The sequence below is a fragment of the Ruegeria sp. CDSC054 genome (genome assembly GCF_059610645.1).
Map to the genome: position 1 here is coordinate 687,132 of NZ_JBXWOA010000001.1, position 21,542 is coordinate 708,673.

Consider the following 21,542-nt stretch of genomic DNA (forward strand, 5'->3'; position numbering starts at 1 on the left):
TCCCAGTTAGCTCAGCGCAGCTTTGATCTTTTCGGCATGCTGCGCGATCAGGTCGAAATCGCCCATCGTTCCGGGTGCCCGCACGGCAACACCATCATGGCGTGGCAGGATATGGAAATGCAGGTGGAACACCTCCTGCCCTCCGGCAGCCTCGTTGAATTGCTGGATCGTGACCCCGTCCGCATCAAACGCTGCGACGACGGCCTTGGCCATTTTCTGGACCGTTGCGGTCACAGCAGCCAGTTGTGCAGGCGTTGCATCCAGAATGTTGCGGCAGGGGGTTTTGGGGATCACCAGCAGATGCCCGTCCGCGCGCGGCATGATATCCATGAAAGCCACCGTATCGTCATCTTCGTATACTCGGCTCGAAGGGATTTCTGCGCGCAAAATCTTGGCAAAAATATTCTCGGGATCATAAGCGGTCATTTCAATTCTCCGATTAACGCGTTGCCGACAGTTCTGCGGCGCACCCTGGCCCGGGTCAAGCGGGGAACGCAATTCCCAGCCGCCCCCTTGAATTCGAGGCGCTGATACCCAGATGAATGCGGAATTTGGTGAAAATTTCGCGGGTCGCCCTCCTGCCCGCGACAATTAATCTTGATCCAGATCAAACTCGACCATTGAAGGTCGTCCCCCCGCAATCTAAAACCAGCAGGAATCCCGCGCGTTGGAGAGGTCCAACTGCGCGGTGCAGTTGCAACAGGAGGCACCTATAATGGCAGACGCAGCCATTCATGGTCACGACCATGAAGACCAGCGCACATTTTTCCAGCGCTGGTTCATGTCGACCAACCACAAGGACATCGGGATTCTATACCTGGTCGTCTCGGCACTTGCCGGTCTGATTTCAGTTCTGATGACTGTTGTCATGCGGATCGAATTGATGGAACCCGGGGTGCAGCATATGTGCCTGGAAGGCTTCCGACTGTTCGGCAGCGGAGCCGAGCTCTGCACCCCTAACGGACACCTGTGGAACGTTATGATCACCTACCACGGTGTTCTGATGATGTTCTTCGTGGTCATCCCCGCGCTTTTCGGCGGATTTGGCAACTATTTCATGCCGTTGCAGATCGGTGCACCGGACATGGCCTTCCCGCGGATGAACAACCTGTCTTTCTGGCTTTATGTCGCTGGTACGTCGCTGGGTGTGGCCTCGTTGCTGAGCCCCGGTGGTAACGATCAGCTCGGTTCGGGCGTAGGCTGGGTTCTGTACCCGCCGCTGTCGACAACCGAAGGCGGCATGTCCATGGACCTTGCGATCTTTGCCGTGCACGTATCGGGCGCCTCCTCGATCCTCGGCGCGATCAACATGATCACCACCTTCCTGAACATGCGTGCCCCGGGCATGACCCTGTTCAAGGTGCCGCTGTTCAGCTGGTCGATCTTTGTCACCTCGTGGCTGATTCTGTTGTCCCTGCCGGTTCTGGCGGGCGCAATCACCATGTTGCTGATGGATCGCAACTTTGGCTTCACCTTCTTTGATCCCGCCGGTGGCGGCGATCCGATCCTGTATCAGCACATCCTGTGGTTCTTTGGCCACCCGGAAGTGTACATCGTGATCCTGCCTGGGTTCGGCATCATCAGCCACGTCATCGCAACCTTCTCGCGCAAGCCGGTCTTCGGTTACCTGCCGATGGTTTGGGCGATCATCGCGATTGGTGTGCTGGGCTTTGTCGTGTGGGCGCACCACATGTACACCGTTGGCCTGTCACTGCGTCAGCAGGCGTACTTCATGCTGGCCACGATGGTCATTGCGGTGCCGACCGGGGTTAAGGTCTTCTCGTGGATCGCGACCATGTGGGGCGGTTCGATCGAGTTCAAGACACCGATGCTGTTCGCCTTCGGCTTCCTGTTCCTGTTCACCGTTGGCGGTGTGACCGGTGTGGTTCTGTCGCAGGCCGGTGTGGACCGTGCGTATCACGACACCTATTACGTGGTTGCGCACTTCCACTACGTGATGAGCTTGGGTGCCGTGTTTGCGATCTTCGCGGGCGTGTACTTCTACTTCTCGAAAATGACAGGTCGTCAGTACTCGGAATTCTGGGGCAAAGTTCACTTCTGGCTGTTCTTCATCGGCGCCAACCTGACCTTCTTCCCGCAGCACTTCCTGGGCCGTCAGGGCATGCCGCGTCGTTACATCGACTACCCTGAGGCATTCGCCCAGTGGAACTTTGTATCGTCGATTGGTGCGTTCATCTCGTTCGCTTCGTTCCTGCTGTTCTTCGGCATCGTGATCTACGCCCTGCTGCGCGGCGCGAAAGAAACACGTCCGAACCCGTGGAACGAATACGCGGACACGCTGGAATGGACCCTGCCTACCCCGCCGCCCGAACACACGTTCGAACAGCTGCCAAAGCAGGAAGACTGGGATAAAGGCCACGCCCACTAATCCCGGCAATATAGACTGACAAAGCCCCGCAGATGCGGGGCTTTTCATTTTTCACGCCTCAAGAATTAAACAACGCTGGCATAGACTTGCCCGAGAATAAGCCGCTAGACTTATCTGCAATAGCCAATTGCGCAGGACCCGGTCGGTCATGATCCTTCACGACGGAATTACTGTACGACAGATGGTCAAGGGCTCCTTTGGCTTTATCTGCATCGTGCTGACATGGACGCTGCTGGTTGTTCTGGCGGACGGGCTCACGACAATCGAGCTGATCTCGAACCCCAGCCCGCCCGTCACCATGCTCGGGCTGGCAGTGGCATTCTTTCTGGGCTTCAAAAACACATCGGCCTTTGCGCGATGGTCCGAGGCGCGCAGCATCTGGGGCGAGATCGTCAATGCCAGCCGGGACTGGGGCAACACTATTAGCAATCTGGTGCTGCCCGACGGCACACCGATTGATCCCGCGCTGCGCGACGAACTGATCGAACGTCACATCGCGTGGCTCAATATGCTTGCCTTTCAGCTGCGCCAGCCCTCGCCGACAGGACGCAGCCGACGCCCATGGATGTTTGGGCACAAACCTATTTCTGACCGAACCGAGTTGCATCAAATGCCCGAATGCTGGCGCGAACGCCAGTTGCCAATCGACTTGGCAAGGCTTGAGGGCAAGAGCAATCGCGCCGCCTATCTGTTGTTTCTTCAGGGCGAAAAGCTAGCAGAATTGGCACGCAGCCGCGGCATTGACCCCTATTGGCACGTCGCCCTGATGGACCGCCTCGCCCGGTTTACGACGACACAGGGGCAATGTGAGCGCATCAAGAACACACCGTTCCCCAGACAGGTTGCCGAGGTCGGTCGCGTCTTCAGTTGGATCTTCATCTTCATGCTGCCGCTGGCGTTCAACGACGAGCGATCAATCATCCCCGGCGCAGATATCTCTGTATGGCAGCTTGTTATTTTCGACTGGCTGACATTCGCGCCGGTTGGGGCGCTGGTTTGCTGGATCTTCTTTGTCACCGAACGCGTCAGCGCCTCGATGGAGGATCCGTTCGAAGGGGATGTGACCGATGTTCCGATCTCGGCCCTGTGTCGCAGCATCGAGATTGACTTACGGCAGATGACCGACTGCGGGGTTGCGCCTCAACCCGCACAACCCATCGAAAAAGTTCTGTTTTAGAGCGACCCGATTTGGCGTGTCCGCAACGCCATTTCAGGGTGCGTTCGATAATCTGCCCAATTTAGGGTATCATGCATCCAGAAACCCTGGGATCGGAGCCGTCAGATGCCCGAAATAGATTTTTGGTTTTCCATCGGTAGCACATACAGCTTCCTGACGATTATGCGCCTGGATGATTGGTGTGATGAGCATGACGCGACCGTCAATTGGCGACCGTTCAATGTGCGAACCGTGATGTCCGAACAGCAGAATATTCCCTTTGCAGGCAAACCGGCCAAATCCGCATATATGTGGCGTGATATCGAGCGGCGCGCCGCAAAGTACCACCTGCACGCCACGCTTCCAGCACCCTACCCGATCTCGGATCTTGCGCTGGCCAATCAGGTCGCTGTGCTGGGTATGTCGGATGGCTGGGGCAAATCCTTTACTCAAAACCTGTACCGCATCTGGTTCGAGGAAGGGATCGAGGCGGGCAGCGAAACCGCGTTATCAGAAGCGCTGCATCGGTGTCAGCAGGACCCGCGCCTGACGCTTGCCCGCGCACGCAGCCCGGACACGATCTCGGCCCTTGAAACCGAAACCGAACAGGCCACAAAGCTGGGCGTTTTTGGCGCCCCCAGCCTGGTCGTTCGCGGCGAGGTTTTCTGGGGCGATGACCGGCTGGACGACGCGTTATCCTGGGCCAGAGTTGGGCACGTCATCTGATCTTTCCTGTTAGACACCGGCAGGTGTTGCGCTATTTTTGCACCATGCCGTATCGATGGAATCAAACCTCAAGTTCCGAGCAAGAGTTGCGCCTGTGGCCGCATAACTCTCTGCCCCCACGCTGGGCGGTGCGTGTGGTGTTGGCGGTCTTTTTGTTTGGCTTGATTCCCCTGATGGCTGTACTTGGTTCGGTTTTGCTGTGGGGTTTGCTGCCATTCATGCTGTTGACCGTTCTGGGACTGTGGTTCGCGATCCAGTCCAATTACCGTGCACGCAGCGTTTTCGAGGTGTTGACCTTGACCAGATCGCAGGCCCGTCTGGTGCAGCATCACCCCCAACGGGGGCAGCAGGCGTGGTCGTGCAACCGCTATTGGGCGCGCCCCGAAATGCACGAGCGCGGCGGCCCGGTCCCGAATTATGTCACACTGACCGGTGACGGTCGCGAAGTTGAAATCGGCGCGTTTCTGTCTGAGGAAGAGCGGATTTCGCTGTTTGATGAGCTCACAAAAAAACTGCGCGAACCTGTCGCGCAGTCTTAGCATCTGGCAAAAGAAAAGGGCTTAGCAGCCGCCGCTTGCCCCAGCGCAAAGCTGGTCTTTGACCATCGGGCCAACCTTGCCGAAATCCATCTGGCCGGTGTAGCGAGTTTTCAGCTCACCCATCACTTTGCCCATGTCGCGGATCGACCCGGCACCGGTGGCCGTGATTGCGATCTGAATGGCTTTGCTCACCTCGTCATCGTCCAATTGCTTGGGCAGAAATTCCTCAATGACCTCGACCTCGCGTAGTTCCCGTTCGGCCAGATCCAAACGGCTGCCCTCTTCATAGGCACGGGCGCTCTCTTTGCGCTGCTTCGTCATTTTACCAAGAATTTCAAGCACCTCTGCGTCGCCGCAGCCTTTGGCTTCTTCGTTGTCAGACGCGCGCGAAGCGATGTCACGGTCCTTGATCGCAGCATTAATCAAGCGCAGCGTCGACAGACGCTCGGCATCCTTGTCTTTCATTGCTTGCTTCAGGGCAGTGTTCACCCGTGATCGCATATCCATATGTTCTGTCCATCCCCATGGCAAAGGAACCCCGACCATATCGAAACAAAAAGCGCGATACAACAGGGGACGCATGCATCTAACTTATTGATTTTAAACAATAGCCTAAAAATTGAATAGACTTGACCCGAGCGGACAACCCCCTTAGGTATGCGCCGGTTTACCTTGCAGGAGAGTCGCGCCATGGCCCAGAACGCCCCGTCCAAGCCCACCGCATGTCTGGCATTGGCCGACGGTACATTGTTCTACGGTATGGGCTTCGGTGCCACCGGCCAAACCGTGGCTGAACTGTGCTTTAACACCGCCATGACCGGATACCAGGAAATCATGACCGACCCCTCTTATGCGGGACAGATCGTGACCTTCACCTTCCCTCATATCGGCAATGTCGGCGTTAACCCCGAGGATGACGAGACCGGCGATCCGGTTGCCGCCGGGATGGTGGTCAAATGGGACCCGACCGAGCCATCGAACTGGCGCTCGGCCGAAGAGTTGAAAACCTGGCTGGCCCGCCGTGGCCGCATCGCCATCGGTGGCGTGGACACCCGCCGCCTGACCCGTGCCATCCGTCAGCAAGGCGCACCTCATGTCGCGTTGGCGCATGACCCCGACGGTAACTTTGATATAGAGGCACTGGTCGCCGCCGCGCGTGGCTTTGCCGGTCTGGAAGGCATGGATCTGGCCAAAGAGGTCACCTGCGCCCAAAGCTATCGCTGGGACGAAATGCGGTGGGCCTGGCCGGACGGGTATAAACGTCAGGAAGCTCCGGTGCATAAAGTAGTCGCCGTCGACTTTGGCGCAAAGCGCAATATCCTGCGCTGCCTCGCCTCGGCTGGTTGCGACGTCACGGTTTTGCCTGCAACGGCGACGGCTGCCGAGGTGCTGGCCCATAATCCCGATGGCGTGTTCCTGTCGAACGGCCCCGGAGACCCGGCAGCCACTGGTGAATACGCCGTACCGATGATCAAAGAGGTTCTAGACGCTACCGATCTGCCCGTCTTTGGCATCTGTCTGGGCCACCAGATGCTGGCGCTGGCTTTGGGCGGCCATACCGTCAAGATGAACCACGGCCACCACGGGGCCAACCATCCGGTCAAAGACCTGGATACCGGCAAGGTCGAGATCACCTCGATGAACCACGGCTTTGCGGTGGACGCCCAGTCCCTGCCCGACGGCGTTGTGGAAACCCACCGCTCGTTGTTTGATGGGTCCAACTGCGGCATCCGCATGACCGATCGCCCTGTCTATTCAGTGCAGCACCACCCCGAAGCCTCGCCCGGCCCACAGGACAGCTACTATCTGTTCGAACGCTTTGCCGAAGCAATGGCAGACAAGAAAGCACAGGCTTAACCACTCCATCGTTTAGTGTTAACGCGCTGTTAACCTTGATTGAGCCACCCTGACGCGGGTCACCGTGTCAGGGTATTTTTATGGTTGAACATAACCTGCAGCAATTCGCGCGCGCCGCGCCGATTTCCAATCGACCGCGGAAACCCCTAGGCACCTGTTTGGTCGAACGTGGATGCATCACCACCGCGCAACTGGAAATGGCGCTGCATCTGCAGTCCAGACAACAGGCCCCGCTGGGCGAGATCCTTGTCGGAGAGGGCTGGATCAGCCGTCAGGAAGTCATGGAAGCTTTATCTGAGCAGACCAACCTGCAAATTGCCGATCTGAAAAACACGCCCCCCTCCCCGACCTTATGTGACATCAAACCGGTCGAGTTCTGGCTGAAGCATAATGTGATCCCGTGGCAACGCATCGGCCCGATCCTGCTGATCGCGACCGCTGATCCGAACCGCTTTGCCGCGGTACGCGCCGCCCTGTCCCACACCGAACACACGATTGCACCGGTACTTGCATCGACCAGTCAGATTGATCACGCGATTGCCAGCGCATTTTCCGACACTTTGGCAAAAGGCGCGGAAACCCGGGTCGACAAGGATCAGAGCTGTCGATCATGGACGCCGACAAAGCGCGCGGGTCCCATCGCGGCCCTTGCGGGGCTTCTTTGCTTTTTTTCAGCCTTTCCTCTGGTTGGTCTGACTGTTCTTTTGACCACGGCCACGGTTTCGCTGCTTATGTTCATGATTTTGCGCATGGCAGGCTTGGTCTCATATCTTATGAGATACCGCCTAGTGTGCCCAACGCCCGAACCTGTCCCGCTGCGATTGCCACGCGTGTCGATGATGGTACCCCTTTACAAAGAACGAGAAATAGCAAGCGCTTTAATAAAGCGGCTACAACGCCTGACCTACCCAAAGGCGTTGTTGGATGTCATTCTGGTGCTGGAGGCCTCAGATGAGGTCACGCGCACCACATTAAGCCGAGTGGATCTACCCAGCTGGATCAGAACATTGGAAGTCCCGGAACTGAATGGACTGACGACAAAGCCCCGCGCGATGAACTACGCGCTGGATTATTGCCGTGGCGACATTCTGGGTGTGTGGGATGCCGAGGACGCCCCGCAATCGGATCAGATCGAACGGGTGGTCCGGCATTTTGCGCGGGCTGACGAAGACGTCGTCTGCCTGCAAGGTGTTCTGGATTATTACAACCCGCGCACAAATTGGCGGTCACGCTGTTTTACCATCGAATACAACAGCTGGTTTCGGATCATCCTGCAAGGCATTGCGAATCTGGGTCTGGTCGTCCCGCTTGGGGGCACAACATTCTTTTTCCGCAGGGACAAGCTGCTGGAGCTTGGCGGCTGGGATGCCCACAATGTAACGGAAGATGCCGATCTGGGCGTGCGCCTCAGCCGCGCGGGCTATCGAACCGAGATGGTTGATACCACCACCTATGAAGAGGCAAACTTTCGCGCCTGGCCCTGGGTCAAGCAGCGCTCGCGCTGGCTGAAGGGGTTCATGGTGACCTATCTGGTGCACATGCGTGCGCCGCGGCGCCTGCTTGGCGACATCGGGTTCAAGCGATTTCTTGGCGTTCAGGCGTTCTTCTTGGGCACTATTGGGCAGTTTCTACTGGCACCGGTCCTATGGCTATTTTGGTTGGCAACACTGGGCTTGCCTGGCCCGTTCGATCCGCTTTTGTCTGATTGGGCCTTCTACACACTCATCAGCCTGTTTCTGGTGGCCGAGATCACCAATCTGATCGTTGGAATGCTAGCCGTTGCAGCACAGGAAAGACGGTTCCTGATGCCGTGGGTTCCAACAATGCCATTGTATTTTCCGCTAGGCGTATTAGCCGCCTACAAAGCCCTGTGGGAGCTGGCCAGCAACCCGTTCTTCTGGGACAAAACTCAGCATGGGCAGGCCCGCGAAGAAGTACAGCCGCACTGACGGTCATTTCTCGCGCAACACCGCATCCTGTTTCAGCCGGGTCATGAACGCCACCGAGATATGTTCTTTCAGCGCGCGCTCTGCCGCCTCTTCATCACGGGCGGTGATCGCCTCGACAATGCCCTTATGCTCACTTTGCGCAATCTCGCCACGGCCCTGAACGGCAAGCGAGGTCGTAGCCATCAGAGCCATTGTGCGGTGCACAAGATTCAGCTGCTGCACCAGATACCGGTTGTGCGAAGCCAGATGGATCTGTTCATGAAACCGCCGGTTGGCCCGCGACAGTGCCGTCGGATCATTCACCAAAGCATCGTCAGCGGCGACCATGTCCTGCAGCACTTTTATCTCTTCCTCGGTGGCGTGTTTCGCGGCCAGCTTTGCGGCCAACCCTTCCAACTCGCGCCGGACCACATAAAGTTCGGCCATTTGGTTGTGATCCAATGAGGCCACGATCAGTGATCGTCCGTCACGCTCTAGCAGGGATTGCGTCTCAAGGCGCTGCAACGCTTCGCGGATCGGCGTGCGGGACACGCCAAATCGTTCTGCCAGCTCACTTTCGACCAATCGGTCGCCGGGCTTGTAAACGCCCACATCAATCGCTTCGAGAATAAGGCTATAGGCGTCTTTGTTGGGCTGACGGGATTGCGGCATGGGGTGTTATTTCTCCTCGTTCGGACATGTCTATCCGCCTCGGGCCAGTGCAATCAAGTGTAGCATTGAAAACCTGTGCATGGCGGCCTAAACCCAACCCATGGTCAAACCTTCCTTTTCGCACGTCACCCAATGGGTGTTCGACCTCGACAACACACTGTACCCGCCTCATATGCAACTATTCGACCAGATCGAGGTGCTGATGACGGACTATGTGGTGCAGGCCATTGGCGTCGACCGAGCCGAGGCGGATCGTCTGCGCTCGCACTATTGGCGGGAATACGGCACCACGCTGGCTGGCTTGATGGCTGAGCACGACCTGGACCCCGAACCCTATCTGTACGCCGTGCATCAGGTGGACATGAGCCATATGGACCCCGACGCCGAGTTGGCCGACCACATCCGATGCCTGCCTGGCCGTCGCATCGTTTACACCAACGGCAGCGCGCCTTATGCCGAACGTGTGCTAAAAGCACGCGGCCTAAGCGGTTTGTTCGATGCGGTTTATGGCGTAGAACACGCGGGCTATCGTCCAAAACCCGAACAGGCCGCGTTCGAGGCGATCTTTGCACAGGATGGCATCGACGCCGACAGGGCGGCCATGTTTGAAGATGATCCGCGCAATCTGGCTGCTCCGCACGCGATGGGAATGCGCACTGTTCACGTCGCGCCCGAGCAGCATAAGGCTGAGCATATCCACCATCATACCGACGATTTGACCGCGTTTCTGGCCCGCCTGCGATAGGCTGTCACACTGCGACGATCTGCACATTCTGCAGGTGCATCATCGACCCTATATGCGCCTCAGCGACGAACAGAATCGGAGACCCCATGAGCGCGATCGAGATGCCCGGACGCCTGCCCATCTGGCAGCGCCTGTTGTTTGCAGTTCCCCTGTTTGGCTGGCTGGCCAAGGATGCCGCTCATGCAAAGGGCGCAGATTGGGGTTATACAGCGGCCGCGATTTTCAGCATGTGGGGCTGTTCTGCCCTGTTGTTCGGTCTGCCGGGCCTGTACATGCCAGCCGTGATGATGGTGCCGGTGATGTTCCTGATCCTCATCCTGATTTCACGCGGCTGACACGCGGGACAGGATGTCACTTGGCACCCGATGCAGAACCGAACTAGGTTCTGCCCAACACTCGGAGGCCAAGGTCATGAAAGACAGCTGTGACATCCTGATTTCAGGCGGCGGAATCGCCGGTCTGACCGCTGCGGCAGCCTTTGGAACCGCCGGGTTCGACGTTATTTGTGTCGACCCGACGCTCCCGATAACCGAGCGCGACGTGGACGGCTCTGATTTGCGGACCACCGCCTTTTTGCAACCGGCGCACGGCTTGTTAGAGCAATGTGGGTTGTGGCAACGGCTGGACGCACACGCGGCCCCCTTGCAGATCATGCGGATTGTGGACGCAGGTGGAGATGTTCCTGAACCCCGCGTGGTACGCGATTTCAACGCCGCAGATATTTCGGATCTGCCCTTCGGCTGGAACCTGCCCAACTGGCTGTTGCGGCGCGAGATGGTGGCACGACTGGCCGAACTGCCCAACGTCGATTTCCGCCCCGGTACTGGCACTGTCAGTCTGTTCACCCGCACTGCCGAAGCGCGTGTCGGCCTGAGTGACGGCAGCCGCATTCGTTGCAAACTGGTGGTCGCCGCTGACGGGCGCAACTCTCCCATGCGCGAGGCGGCTGGGATCAACGTCCATACCACGCGCTATGGCCAGAAAGCATTGGCCTTTGCAGTCACACATCCCATCCCGCACGACAATGTTTCGACCGAAATTCACCGCTCGGGCGGGCCGTTCACCCTGGTCCCCCTGCCCGATTGGCAGGGGCAACCGTCTTCGGCGATTGTGTGGATGGAGCGCGGACCCCGCGCGGTTGAGTTGCTCAACACCGAGCCCGAGGCGTTTGAAGCGTTGATGACCGAACGGTCCTGTGGGTTGTTCGGACCGTTAAAACTGGCTTCGCGCCGGACCATCTGGCCGATCATCAGCCAGTCAGCAGAACGTCTGGCTGGCGAGCGAGTCGCGCTGATGGCAGAGGCCGCCCATGTGGTGCCGCCAATTGGTGCACAGGGATTGAACATGTCGCTGGGCGATCTGAGCAGTCTGCTGGAACTGGCGCAGGCCCGTCCTGAAGGTCTGGGCGATGCGCAGATGCTCGAGGCCTATCACAAGGCTCGCCACACCGAAATCGAGATGCGGGTCAAAGGCATCGACCTGTTGAACCGCGCCTCGATGATCGAGGCGCGGCCGTTAAGGGACGTCCGGGCAATGGGGCTAAATGCGCTCTATTCTCTACCGGCTGTTCGCAAGACCTTGATGCAAATGGGCCTCGGCGTACGCTAAGGCCCGAATGGTTTCACAGAACCTGATCCAGCACGCGCTTGAGCCGTCCGATGGTGCCGTCGACGTCGTACAGTTTGTCCAGACCAAACAGACCAAGGCGGAAGGTGCTGAACCCTTCAGGCTCATCACATTGCAGCGGCACACCTGCTGCGATCTGCATGCCCAACGTCGCAAACTTCTTACCATTCTGAACATCCGGGTCCGAGGTATAGCTGACCACGACACCCGGCGCGCCAAATCCGTCCGCTGCTACCGAGACGATGCCCTTGTCCCGCAGCATCGCCCGCACTCCATCGCCCAACGCCCATTGGGCGTCCCGCAGCTTGTCGAACCCATAATCGCGGGTCTCGACCATCGTATCGCGGAACGCCTTCAACGCATCCGTTGGCATGGTCGCGTGATACGCATGCCCACCATTTTCATAGGCTTGCATGATCTGCCGCCATTTTTTCAGATCAACGGCAAAGCTGTCGGACGTCGTCTCCTCCAACCGCGCTTCGGCACGCTCAGATAGCATGACAAGGCCCGCGCAGGGCGATGCGCTCCACCCTTTCTGGGGGGCCGAGATCAGGACATCCACACCAGTGGCCTTCATATCGACCCAGGCACAACCCGACGCGATGCAGTCCAGCACCATTAACGCCCCAACCTCATGCGCTGCCGCGGCCATGGCGGTCACGTAAACGTCGGGCAGAATGACCCCGGCCGAGGTCTCTACATGTGGGGCAAATACAACATCCGGACGCTGTTCACGGATTGTTGAAACAACCTCGTCAATCGGTGCGGGGGCAAAGGGCGACGGGCTGGAATTGCCGGTTTCACGGGCTTTGAGAACCGTCGCTGACGCCGTCAGATCACCGGATTCGATAATCTGGCTCCAGCGGTAGGAAAACCACCCATTCCGAACGACAAGTACATTGGCGTTGCGTGCAAATTGCCGGGCGACGGCCTCCATCCCATAGGTGCCACCACCAGGGATAATCGCCACACCATCCGCATTATATACATCCTTCAACAAGCCCGATATGTCCCGCATCACCTGTTGAAACTGCACTGACATGTGGTTCAGAGACCGATCCGTAAACACGACCGAGAACTCTTCGAGCCCAGAGGGATCGACGGTGTCCAATAGCGCTGGCATGGTTTGTCCTTTCAAATTGTCGTCAGCGGCCTCGCGACCCGGGTTAATTTGCCGAGACCCGTACTGAACCCGAATATCTGGCCTAAGGGAACTAAAAACAAAACACTCAAATGATATTTTGTTGGTCGAATCTGGCAAGAAATGACGCCAATTAGTGTCAGCCGCCCTTTACACTCTGACGTGTTTCTGACCAGATGCACTCACTTTGCAGAAGAAAGGTATTTCGACAGGTGAATGCGCATAAGCGGATCAGTTTTCAAGTTGTACGGGACGAAGTCAAACGGCGGATCGAAAGCCGCATTTGGCCGCAGGGATCGCTTCTGCCAACCGAAACACAGCTTGCCGAGGAATTCAATTGCGCACGCGCGACAGTGAACCGTGCCCTGCGCGAGCTTTCTGATCAGGGATTTGTCGAGCGCAAACGCAAAAGCGGGACCCGGGTCAAAAAGGAACCCAGCAAGCATGCAAAGCTAGAATTTTCTTTGGCTCGTCAAACGGTTGAAAGCCAAAATGCAACCTATCGGTACTCGCTGGTTGAACGCAACGTGGTCGCAAGCCCCGGTTGGCTGGCTTCGCAGATCGGTGTATCCGCTGACATTCGCGTCCTGCAAGTCATCTGTATGCATTATGCCGACAACCGTCCCTTCCAGTTGGAAGAACGTTGGATCAACATAGATGCGGTGCCCGAAATCGAACATGCCGATCTGACCAGCCACGGCCCGCATGAATGGCTATTGAACGCCTCTCCGTTTACCGAGGCTGAAGTCTCCTTTTGCGCGATCTCCGCGGACGGACGATTGGCGGAATTCATGGGAACCACCCCCGGAACGTCGATGATCCAGCTAGAGCGCACGACCTGGAAGAACGGAAATCCGATGGCATTTGCCCGGATGACGCACCATCCGGGATATTGCATCCGCACGCGATACTGAACGGGCTTATCCGATCGGTCCCGGCAAACGTTCCTCACTTAGCAGAACGTTGGCTTCGACATCTCCTGCGCCGGGCAAGGTCATGATCCGACGGCGCAGGACCCGCTCAAAATCGGACAAGTCGCGGGCAACCACCCGCAGGCGATAGTCGTACAGACCCAGCACATGCTCGACGGTCTGAACTTCTGGAATAGCACTGACGGCACGCTCAAAATCCTCCAGACTGACCTGACCCTTGCGCGCCAGTTTCACGCCAAGGAACACGGTCACACCAAAGCCCAACGCCTCGGCATTCAAGCGCAGCCGGCGACCTTTGATAATGCCCGAGGTTTCCAGCCGGCGGATGCGCCGCCATGTCGCGGGTTGTGACAATCCCAGCTTACGTCCCAACGCCCCCGCGCTTAGCGAAGCATCCTGCGCCAGCGCGCGCAGTATCTTTCGGTCAAGTTCATCCAGATCGGTCATACCGGCAGCACCTCTTCGCTTTTCACCCTCGCGATATGCATCAGGGCCTCGATATCCGCGATATGCGGCAGGGTCAGAATGCGGTCGCGGTAGAGTTGTTGATAATGCGCCATGTCCCTGGCTATCACCGACAGGCGCACATCCACCCTGCCCAGAAATGTTTGCAATTCGATCACCTCGGGCACTTGCCGGGCGGCGGCAGTAAATTCGTCAAACGCGCGCGATTGGGTCTTGTCCAGTGTGACCCGCAGCGAAACCTCGACCGCGTACCCAAGTGCCGCCCAGTCGATCACGGCCTCCTGCCCTTGGATGATGCCTGCGGCCTGCATCTTTTCGACCCGGCGCCAGCAGACACCCTGGCTGATACGGCAACGCTCGGCCAGTTCCGCAGCAGTCAGGCTGGGATCGGCCTGAAAGTGGCGCAGGATTCGGCGGTCTATGTCATCAAGCATGAATTCTTCGCATTTACGGTATTTCGAGAATTATTCTTCATCTTTTTCACAAATACTCAAGTACAACCCTATCGCCAATACAACATTCGGCAGGTAAAACCCTCGGCAATCTAACCAGAAAGGACCGGCGACATGCGCGTCTATTACGATCGCGATTGCGACATCAACCTGATCAAAGACAAGAAAGTGGCAATCCTGGGCTACGGCAGCCAAGGCCACGCCCACGCACTGAACCTGCGCGACTCAGGCGCGAAGAACCTTGTCGTCGCTCTGCGCGAAGGCTCGGCATCCGCCAAAAAAGCCGAAGCCGAAGGTCTGGAAGTCATGGGCATCGCCGAAGCGGCAGCCTGGTGCGACGTCATCATGTTCACCATGCCCGACGAACTGCAAGCCGAGACCTACAAGAAATACGTACATGACAACATCAAGCCCGGCTCGGCCATTGCCTTTGCCCATGGCTTGAACGTCCACTTCGGATTGATCGAGCCGAAAGAAGGCATCGACGTCATCATGATGGCCCCCAAAGGCCCCGGCCACACCGTGCGCGGCGAATACGTCAAAGGCGGCGGCGTGCCTTGCCTGGTTGCCGTGAACAACGACGCTACCGGCAAAGCGCTGGAAATCGGCCTGTCCTATTGCTCGGCCATCGGTGGCGGCCGCTCGGGCATCATCGAAACCAACTTCCGCGAAGAGTGCGAAACCGACCTGTTCGGCGAGCAGGCCGTTCTGTGCGGCGGTATCGTCGAACTGATCCGTTGTGGTTTCGAAACTCTGGTTGAGGCAGGTTATGCGCCCGAAATGGCCTATTTCGAGTGTCTGCACGAAACCAAGCTGATCGTTGACCTGATCTATGAAGGCGGTATCGCGAACATGGATTACTCGATCTCAAACACTGCCGAATACGGCCAGTACGTCACCGGCCCACGGATCCTGCCCTATGAGCAGACCAAGAAAGCGATGAAAGAGACGCTGTCGGACATCCAAACAGGGAAGTTCGTGCGTGACTTCATGCTGGAAAACGCCGTCGGTCAGCCGACCATCAAAGCGGCTCGCCGCCACAATGATGAGCATCAGATCGAGCAGGTTGGTAAGAAACTGCGCGACATGATGCCGTGGATCTCTGCTGGCAAGCTGGTCGATCAGGAAAAGAACTGATTCCACCAAGCGAATGCGAAAGGGCGGCCCATCAGGCCGCCCTTTTTTGTCCTTACCCCAAGCCGAGACGCAGATGGTTCAGCACCCCACATCCCGCGATTGGAGCGGCGTTATCACCCTTGGCCTGATCTGGGGCGGTACGTTCATGGTCGTCACCATGGCGCTGGAAGGGTATGGACCTATCACAGTCGCCACCGCGCGGACGACGCTGGGCGCAGTAATGTTGCTGGGGCTGATGGCCGCTACAAACCGCAAGCTACCCTCGGGGTCGACCGCCCTGTGGGCTTCGGTCATCGTGATCGGTATCTTGTCCTCGGCCCTGCCCTTTGTTCTGCTAAGCTGGGGGCAGCAATACGTACCGTCCGCCTTCGCGGGTCTGTCCATGGCCGCAATCCCTCTGATGGTACTGCCGCTGGCGCATTTCTTTTCGGACGAGCCCCTGAACCTGAGAAAATTGGTGGGCGTGATCCTTGGATTCTGCGGTGCGTTGGTGCTGATCGGCCCCGGCTTGGCGCAACTCGGCCACGGGTCGGAACCTTTGGCGCAACTGGCCTGCATCGGGGCCGCCTTGTGTTATTCTCTGGCGTCGATCTTCACCCGTCAATGTCCGCCCATTGATCCGGTGGTTCTGGCCGCCCTGACCCTGCTGGTCGGCGCAGTAATCCTTTTGCCGATCATGTTCGTGACCGAAGGCGTCCCCACGTGGGAAGGTACCCGCCCAAGCATTGCCATCATCGTTTTGGGGTTGGTCCCTACGGCATTTGCAACACTGCTGCGCGTATCCGTCATTCGCAGCGCAGGATCGGTCTTTATGACGCTGGTGAATTACCAGGTCCCGATTTGGTCCATGGTGTTCGGCGCATGGGTTCTGTCCGAAGCGTTGCCGCTGCGCTTTTTCGTGGCGCTGGCCATGATCCTGACCGGGCTGGCCATCAGCCAGTGGTTCAGCCTGCGAAAGATGTTGACTGGGCGCTAGCCTGTGACGGCCTCGACTTCGGCAACGATGCCGTCGACAACCTGGGTCAGCAGCGCATCATCTTCACATTCCGCCATGACGCGGATCAGAGGTTCGGTACCCGACTTGCGGATCAGCAACCGCCCCTGCCCGTTCAGCCGCGCCTCAGCGTCAGAAATTGCAGCCTGCACGCTGGCGGCCTCAAGCGGGGCTTGTCCTTCGCCATAACGCACATTCTTCAGCATTTGCGGTACGGTTTCGAACTGCACCGCCAATTCCGATGCTTTGCGACCCGTATGCACCATCTCCGCCAGGAAATGGAGGCCCGCCATCAGGCCGTCACCTGTGGTCGCGTAATCGCTCATGACGATGTGGCCTGATTGTTCGCCGCCCAGATTGAACCCGCCTTCGCGCATACGTTCAACGACATAGCGGTCCCCGACGCCGGTGCGCTCCAGACGCAGACCATGGTTTTCAAGATGACGTTCCAGACCTAGGTTCGACATCACCGTTGCAACCAACGCACCGCCTTTCAGGCGGTCTGCCTCGGCCCAACTGGTCGCCAAAAGCGCCATCAACTGATCGCCATCCGCGACCTGACCATTCTCGTCGATCATGACGACGCGATCGGCGTCACCATCCAAACAAATCCCGACATCTGCACCATGGGCCACGACGGTTTCGGCAGCCAGCTGCGGTTTGGTCGAGCCACAGTTGAGGTTGATATTCTTACCATTCGGCGTGATGCCGACCGGGATCACCTCGGCACCCAGTTCCCACAAAACCTCGGGCGCCGTGCGGTGCGCGGCCCCATTGGCGCAATCGACTACAACTTTTAGCCCATCCAAACGCAAGTCACGCGACAGCGAAGATTTGACGCGTTCACCATATCGGAATCGCGCATCATCCACCCGTCTGGCACGGCCGATATTCTGGGCCTGCGCAGGTTTGACACCTTCTTCGATCAGCCTTTCAATCTCGAGCTCCGCCTGATCAGACAGCTTGTATCCGTCAGGGCCAAAGAACTTGATACCATTATCTTCGGCCGGGTTATGGCTGGCCGAAATCATGACCCCCAGATCTGCGCGCATCGACCGTGTCATCAGACCGACAGCGGGCGTCGGAACCGGCCCAAGCAGCAACACGTTCATCCCGGTCGAGGTCAATCCGGCCGTCAGGGCGTTTTCCACCATATAACCGGACAGGCGCGTATCCTTACCGATCACCACACGGTGAACGTCTGATTGGTCACGGCGAAAGTAACGGCCAGCGGCGGCCCCGATGCGCAATGCCATTTCGGCCGTGATTGGATGGGTATTGGCGGTACCCCGCACCCCATCGGTTCCGAACAGCTTGCGCATAATGTCACTCCGTCATTTCTTGCCTGCCTCCGCCTTACCGGACGGCGACCCAAAGGCGCAAGGCCTGAGCGGTTTCAGCAACATCGTGCACGCGCAAAATTTGAACGCCTTGTGACAATCCAGCCAGCCCGACGGCGATTGATCCCGGCGCGCGGGCGTCCTTGCGCGGCTCTTTGCCTATTTGTCCGATAATACCTTTGCGGGACACGCCCAACAGGATCGGACAACCTAAACCATGAAACAGGCTGATCCCCTGCAGCAAGGCCAGGTTATGTGCCTCGGTCTTGCCAAACCCTATGCCCGGATCAATGATAATCTGATCCCGATCCAACCCGAGGTTTTCGAGACGATCCACCTGACCTTCAAGGAAATCGTAGACGTCCAGCAGAACGTCGTCATAGGTCGGATTGTCTTGCATCGTGCCCGGATCGCCCTGCATGTGCATCACACAGACCGGAGCGCCAACTTGCGCGCAAAACGGCCCAAGCTGTGGGTCGAAGGTAAATCCTGTTACATCGTTGATCAGCCCTGCTCCGGCCTCCCACGCGGCTTTGGCGACGGCGAATTTGCGCGTATCGATGGATATCAACGCATCAGTGCGGGATTTGATGGCTTCGATCAGGGGGCGGGTCCGGGCGATCTCTTCATCTTCGGGCACGAAGGTTGCGCCGGGTCGGGTCGATTCGCCGCCGATATCCAGAATGGTTGCGTCTTGTGAAACCATCTGTTCAGCCGCAGATTGGGCCGCGCTGACCGAATTGTGCACACCGCCATCCGAGAAACTATCTGGGGTCGCATTCAGAATGCCCATAATGTGCGGGCGATCCATGGCAAGGCCCGCAACATCGGCACGCGGACGCGTCAGTCGGTCCAGCGCATCACCTGGTACATCCTGCACGGCAATGATCATTGGACGTTCTTTTCGGCTTAACCGTTCAACATGGGTAAACCAAAGCGGCTGGCCAGCTAGCGGCACTGAACCCGGCGGACGGTTCGGACCATGCTGAACCAGAGGTCGAAAATAAGCGGTCACAGTTGTGCCTGATCCACCGAGATCGCACGCAAAGGGGTTTCAGGGGCGTCGGGCAGCGCGCCGCCGATCACCATCATCTCACTCGCCTCAAAAGTGGCAGCAAACCATGCCGCCAGCGCGACCGCATCCGAAGGTGCCGCCGATTGGCCGTCAACAGCATCCAGCACGATTTTCGAGGGCGCCCAGACGCAAATCTGACCATTTTTCATGGCCCAATCCAGCTCAGTCCGCGTTGAAACGACGACACAGCGGTGATCGCGGGCAGCTAAAACCCAGGCATTCTGTTCAATCGCCAACAGATCAATTCGGCGTTGGGTCATCGCGTGGCCAGTCTGTGAAACAGGCATATCCGCCGCACCGACGCACAGGATTAGGGGTCGTTCGCGGTTTTCCAACTGATCGATCCACCCGGTCAGATTGGGCGAGGCAATGGCCTCATTCGACAGGAAAGCCAGACGGGGATGCGGGCGTTCCTCTTCGACGACGTCGTGGTGAGTCTTGTCTTTTCCGCGCACGATCTCGACACCCAAAGCGCCAGGACCACGATCCAGTTTTTCTATTCTGACAAAAGCTCTTACGGCCTGCGGTTCAAGTAAAATTCGCTCGGCCACCCGGTCTGCCAAAGTCTCAAGCAGGTTAAGACGTTCCGCCGCAAGCTCATACGCGATCGCCTCAGTCACCCGGTCATAAGACAGGATGCGATCCACGTCATCGTCGATGGGATCACTCAAGGGGCGAACCTCGACCACGATGTTAAAGCAAATCCGCTGGGTCGTTCCACGCTCGGCCTGAAACGCGCCGATTTCAACCTCGACGATATGATCACGCAGAGAAATACGATCCAACGGCCCCCGGGCAGCGGTCGCTTCGGACCGCTCGGACGGGTGCGCAAAGGCAAGACGGATTTCAGAGCTCATACAGGCGGACCTTTTCGGGCTTTGTGGACGTGTTTGCCCAAAATAAACGATGCGCGGGCGTATAACACCGCAACATGCGTCTTTCCAGCCATCGAATGCGGCGTCAGGTTACGCGGAACCAGCTCATCATACCCGAAGCAGCGTGTCCCAGCATATGGCAATGCAGCAGCCAGTCTCCCGGATTGTCCGCGACCAACGCGATCTGACGGGTCTGGCCCCGGTCCACCAGCACGGTGTCGCGCCAAGGCCCCAAACTGCCATCCGGCAGGATGAGCCGGAAGTGGTGACCATGCAGGTGCATGGCATGAGGGAAAGCGGTTTCGTTCACAAACTCGATCCGGTGCACCTGACCCAGACGCGCATCCAGAAACGGATCCTTGGGTCGTTCCGCGTATCCGTTCAACGCCCAGAACCGGCCCAGTTGAGCCAGCTCACGGCCTGTCAGGTCCTGATCGCCAAGCTTGGCCCCTTCCAGCCATCGCATCGCACCGCCCTGCAGGGACATACGATGCAGCGGTGCGTGATCATACTGAAATTCAGGCATATTGTTCGCAGGCAATGGTTCAATACCCTGCCTTTGCGATATGGAGGCCTCGGAAACTTGAAAGCGTACCAAGCCATAGCCGCCGTCCCGCTCGATACTGGCGAGACCCGCGACTTCCCCGGACGCGGACGTTACATCCACGACAAGGTCCGCCCGTTGTGCGGGCGCAAGTGGGAAGCTGTCCTCTACAGGCAATGGAACTGCCAGCGGCATCCCATCCAAAGCCACAATCCAACCTGCAAGCCCGTCCAACGCCAAATCAAATATCCGAGCGTTCGATGCGTTGATCAGACGTAATCGCAATCGTTCCCCCGATCCAACAGGGTATGCCGGATCGAAACCGCCATTGACGGACACCAGATTACCCAGCCGCCCCGCATGGCTAAGATCGTGCCCATTGTCAAAATCGTCCACGATATGCGCTGTTTCCGGGTCCAGCCGCCAGTCGTCCAGCATCAGCGTCAGATCCTGATCAACATCCGGCGGGCTGGATTCTTCAACAATCAGAGATCCATAGAGACCTCGGGCAACCTGTTCGGTAGACCGGTTATGCGAGTGATACCAATAGGTTCCTGCATCGGGTGCAACAAAGTCATAGTCGAAGGATTGGCCCGTCTCGACCGCGTCCTGCGTCAACCCCGGCACGCCATCCATGGCGTTGTCGATCCGAATTCCGTGCCAATGCACTGCCGTCGGTTGAGACAGGTTGTTTATTAGCTTGCGACTGACGCGCCCGCCCTGAAGCAACCGGATGTCGACACCGGGAACGCGACCGCCATAGGTCCAAACCGGCGTAGCTGGATATCCGTCAGGCGCAATCTGTTGCACCGCTTCTTGCGCAACCAGATCGGAGCTGGCCGCATGCGCCACCTTTGGCAGCAAGGCAAGCGCGGTCGAAGTTTGCAGAAACCGTCTGCGGGATAACATCATGGCGGACCTCCTGGTCCGCTACATAAGGCAGAAAACG

The 21,542-nt window shown here is 58.1% G+C and carries 22 protein-coding genes; 12 read left to right on the forward strand and 10 right to left on the reverse strand.

What is annotated here, in order from left to right:
• Positions 1–6: 6 nt before the first annotated feature.
• Entirely contained in the window at positions 7–426 is a 420-nt protein-coding gene (locus AC2FGC_RS03375) for an HIT family protein (protein ID WP_282118720.1), read from the reverse strand.
• A gap of 289 nt (positions 427–715) precedes the next feature.
• Between AC2FGC_RS03375 and ctaD the strand changes: the two genes are divergently transcribed.
• From ctaD to AC2FGC_RS03395, 4 genes are all read left to right on the forward strand, one after another.
• Positions 716–2,389: a cytochrome c oxidase subunit I gene (gene ctaD / locus AC2FGC_RS03380; RefSeq protein ID WP_496722223.1), complete on the forward strand. Its 1,674-nt coding sequence runs from the start codon at positions 716–718 to the stop codon at positions 2,387–2,389.
• A 148-nt stretch (positions 2,390–2,537) separates the two neighbouring features.
• Positions 2,538–3,566: a bestrophin family protein gene (locus tag AC2FGC_RS03385; protein ID WP_496722221.1), complete on the forward strand. Its 1,029-nt coding sequence runs from the start codon at positions 2,538–2,540 to the stop codon at positions 3,564–3,566.
• A gap of 105 nt (positions 3,567–3,671) precedes the next feature.
• Positions 3,672–4,271, forward strand: a complete 600-nt coding sequence (locus AC2FGC_RS03390; protein WP_058273903.1) for a 2-hydroxychromene-2-carboxylate isomerase — start codon at positions 3,672–3,674, stop codon at positions 4,269–4,271.
• Positions 4,272–4,315: 44 nt separating this feature from the next.
• Positions 4,316–4,810 (forward strand): DUF2244 domain-containing protein, encoded by a 495-nt coding sequence (locus tag AC2FGC_RS03395; protein WP_496722219.1) that lies wholly within the window; start codon positions 4,316–4,318, stop codon positions 4,808–4,810.
• Between the two features lie 21 nt (positions 4,811–4,831).
• Here the strand turns inward: AC2FGC_RS03395 and AC2FGC_RS03400 are convergent, their stop codons facing one another.
• Positions 4,832–5,317, reverse strand: coding sequence for a GatB/YqeY domain-containing protein (locus AC2FGC_RS03400; RefSeq protein ID WP_496722217.1), 486 nt, complete (start codon positions 5,315–5,317; stop codon positions 4,832–4,834).
• A 183-nt stretch (positions 5,318–5,500) separates the two neighbouring features.
• On the opposite strand from AC2FGC_RS03400, the gene carA reads away from it, so the two are divergent.
• Together carA and AC2FGC_RS03410 are read left to right on the forward strand one after the other, a co-directional pair.
• A complete protein-coding gene (gene carA, locus AC2FGC_RS03405) occupies positions 5,501–6,667 on the forward strand; it encodes a glutamine-hydrolyzing carbamoyl-phosphate synthase small subunit (RefSeq protein ID WP_113789064.1) in 1,167 nt (388 codons plus the stop codon).
• An 80-nt stretch (positions 6,668–6,747) separates the two neighbouring features.
• Positions 6,748–8,616, forward strand: coding sequence for a glycosyltransferase (locus AC2FGC_RS03410; protein WP_496722215.1), 1,869 nt, complete (start codon positions 6,748–6,750; stop codon positions 8,614–8,616).
• A gap of 3 nt (positions 8,617–8,619) precedes the next feature.
• Here the strand turns inward: AC2FGC_RS03410 and AC2FGC_RS03415 are convergent, their stop codons facing one another.
• The gene (locus tag AC2FGC_RS03415; RefSeq protein WP_058273905.1) at positions 8,620–9,267 is read right to left on the reverse strand and encodes a GntR family transcriptional regulator; all 648 of its coding nucleotides are present in this window, start codon (positions 9,265–9,267) and stop codon (positions 8,620–8,622) included.
• 100 nt (positions 9,268–9,367) lie between these two features.
• Here AC2FGC_RS03415 and AC2FGC_RS03420 point away from each other — a divergent pair, with 100 nt between their 5' ends.
• The 3 genes from AC2FGC_RS03420 (at position 9,368) to AC2FGC_RS03430 (ending at position 11,620) form a co-directional block, all read left to right on the forward strand.
• Positions 9,368–10,012, forward strand: coding sequence for a pyrimidine 5'-nucleotidase (locus AC2FGC_RS03420; protein ID WP_496722213.1), 645 nt, complete (start codon positions 9,368–9,370; stop codon positions 10,010–10,012).
• An 86-nt stretch (positions 10,013–10,098) separates the two neighbouring features.
• Positions 10,099–10,347 (forward strand): hypothetical protein, encoded by a 249-nt coding sequence (locus tag AC2FGC_RS03425; protein WP_496722211.1) that lies wholly within the window; start codon positions 10,099–10,101, stop codon positions 10,345–10,347.
• 76 nt (positions 10,348–10,423) lie between these two features.
• Positions 10,424–11,620, forward strand: coding sequence for a UbiH/UbiF family hydroxylase (locus AC2FGC_RS03430; RefSeq protein WP_496722209.1), 1,197 nt, complete (start codon positions 10,424–10,426; stop codon positions 11,618–11,620).
• A gap of 13 nt (positions 11,621–11,633) precedes the next feature.
• Here the strand turns inward: AC2FGC_RS03430 and AC2FGC_RS03435 are convergent, their stop codons facing one another.
• Positions 11,634–12,761, reverse strand: coding sequence for an aminotransferase class V-fold PLP-dependent enzyme (locus AC2FGC_RS03435; RefSeq protein ID WP_496781417.1), 1,128 nt, complete (start codon positions 12,759–12,761; stop codon positions 11,634–11,636).
• 230 nt (positions 12,762–12,991) lie between these two features.
• Here AC2FGC_RS03435 and hutC point away from each other — a divergent pair, with 230 nt between their 5' ends.
• On the forward strand, positions 12,992–13,693 hold the full coding sequence (gene hutC / locus AC2FGC_RS03440; RefSeq protein WP_472723525.1) for a histidine utilization transcriptional repressor HutC: 702 nt from the start codon (positions 12,992–12,994) through the stop codon (positions 13,691–13,693).
• A 6-nt stretch (positions 13,694–13,699) separates the two neighbouring features.
• Here hutC and AC2FGC_RS03445 read toward each other — a convergent pair whose 3' ends face one another.
• Positions 13,700–14,158, reverse strand: a complete 459-nt coding sequence (locus AC2FGC_RS03445) for an Lrp/AsnC family transcriptional regulator (RefSeq protein ID WP_496781418.1) — start codon at positions 14,156–14,158, stop codon at positions 13,700–13,702.
• Entirely contained in the window at positions 14,155–14,610 is a 456-nt protein-coding gene (locus AC2FGC_RS03450) for an Lrp/AsnC family transcriptional regulator (protein ID WP_496722201.1), read from the reverse strand. Before AC2FGC_RS03450 ends, AC2FGC_RS03445 begins: the two co-directional genes overlap by 4 nt.
• Positions 14,611–14,742: 132 nt before the next feature.
• On the opposite strand from AC2FGC_RS03450, the gene ilvC reads away from it, so the two are divergent.
• Complete coding sequence (ilvC, locus tag AC2FGC_RS03455; protein ID WP_108858914.1) at positions 14,743–15,765, forward strand: ketol-acid reductoisomerase; 1,023 nt, start codon at positions 14,743–14,745, stop codon at positions 15,763–15,765.
• Between the two features lie 73 nt (positions 15,766–15,838).
• Complete coding sequence (locus AC2FGC_RS03460; RefSeq protein WP_496766802.1) at positions 15,839–16,741, forward strand: DMT family transporter; 903 nt, start codon at positions 15,839–15,841, stop codon at positions 16,739–16,741.
• On the opposite strand, the gene glmM is transcribed toward AC2FGC_RS03460, so the two are convergent.
• From glmM to AC2FGC_RS03480, 4 genes are all read right to left on the reverse strand, one after another.
• Positions 16,738–18,081, reverse strand: coding sequence for a phosphoglucosamine mutase (gene glmM / locus AC2FGC_RS03465; protein WP_058273913.1), 1,344 nt, complete (start codon positions 18,079–18,081; stop codon positions 16,738–16,740). The two genes, AC2FGC_RS03460 and glmM, sit on opposite strands and share 4 nt — an antisense overlap.
• A gap of 34 nt (positions 18,082–18,115) precedes the next feature.
• The gene (folP, locus tag AC2FGC_RS03470; protein ID WP_496781419.1) at positions 18,116–19,114 is read right to left on the reverse strand and encodes a dihydropteroate synthase; all 999 of its coding nucleotides are present in this window, start codon (positions 19,112–19,114) and stop codon (positions 18,116–18,118) included.
• Entirely contained in the window at positions 19,111–20,031 is a 921-nt protein-coding gene (locus AC2FGC_RS03475) for a dihydroneopterin aldolase (RefSeq protein WP_496781420.1), read from the reverse strand. Before AC2FGC_RS03475 ends, folP begins: the two co-directional genes overlap by 4 nt.
• A 103-nt stretch (positions 20,032–20,134) precedes the next feature.
• Entirely contained in the window at positions 20,135–21,505 is a 1,371-nt protein-coding gene (locus AC2FGC_RS03480) for a multicopper oxidase family protein (RefSeq protein WP_496781421.1), read from the reverse strand.
• Positions 21,506–21,542: the final 37 nt, after the last annotated feature.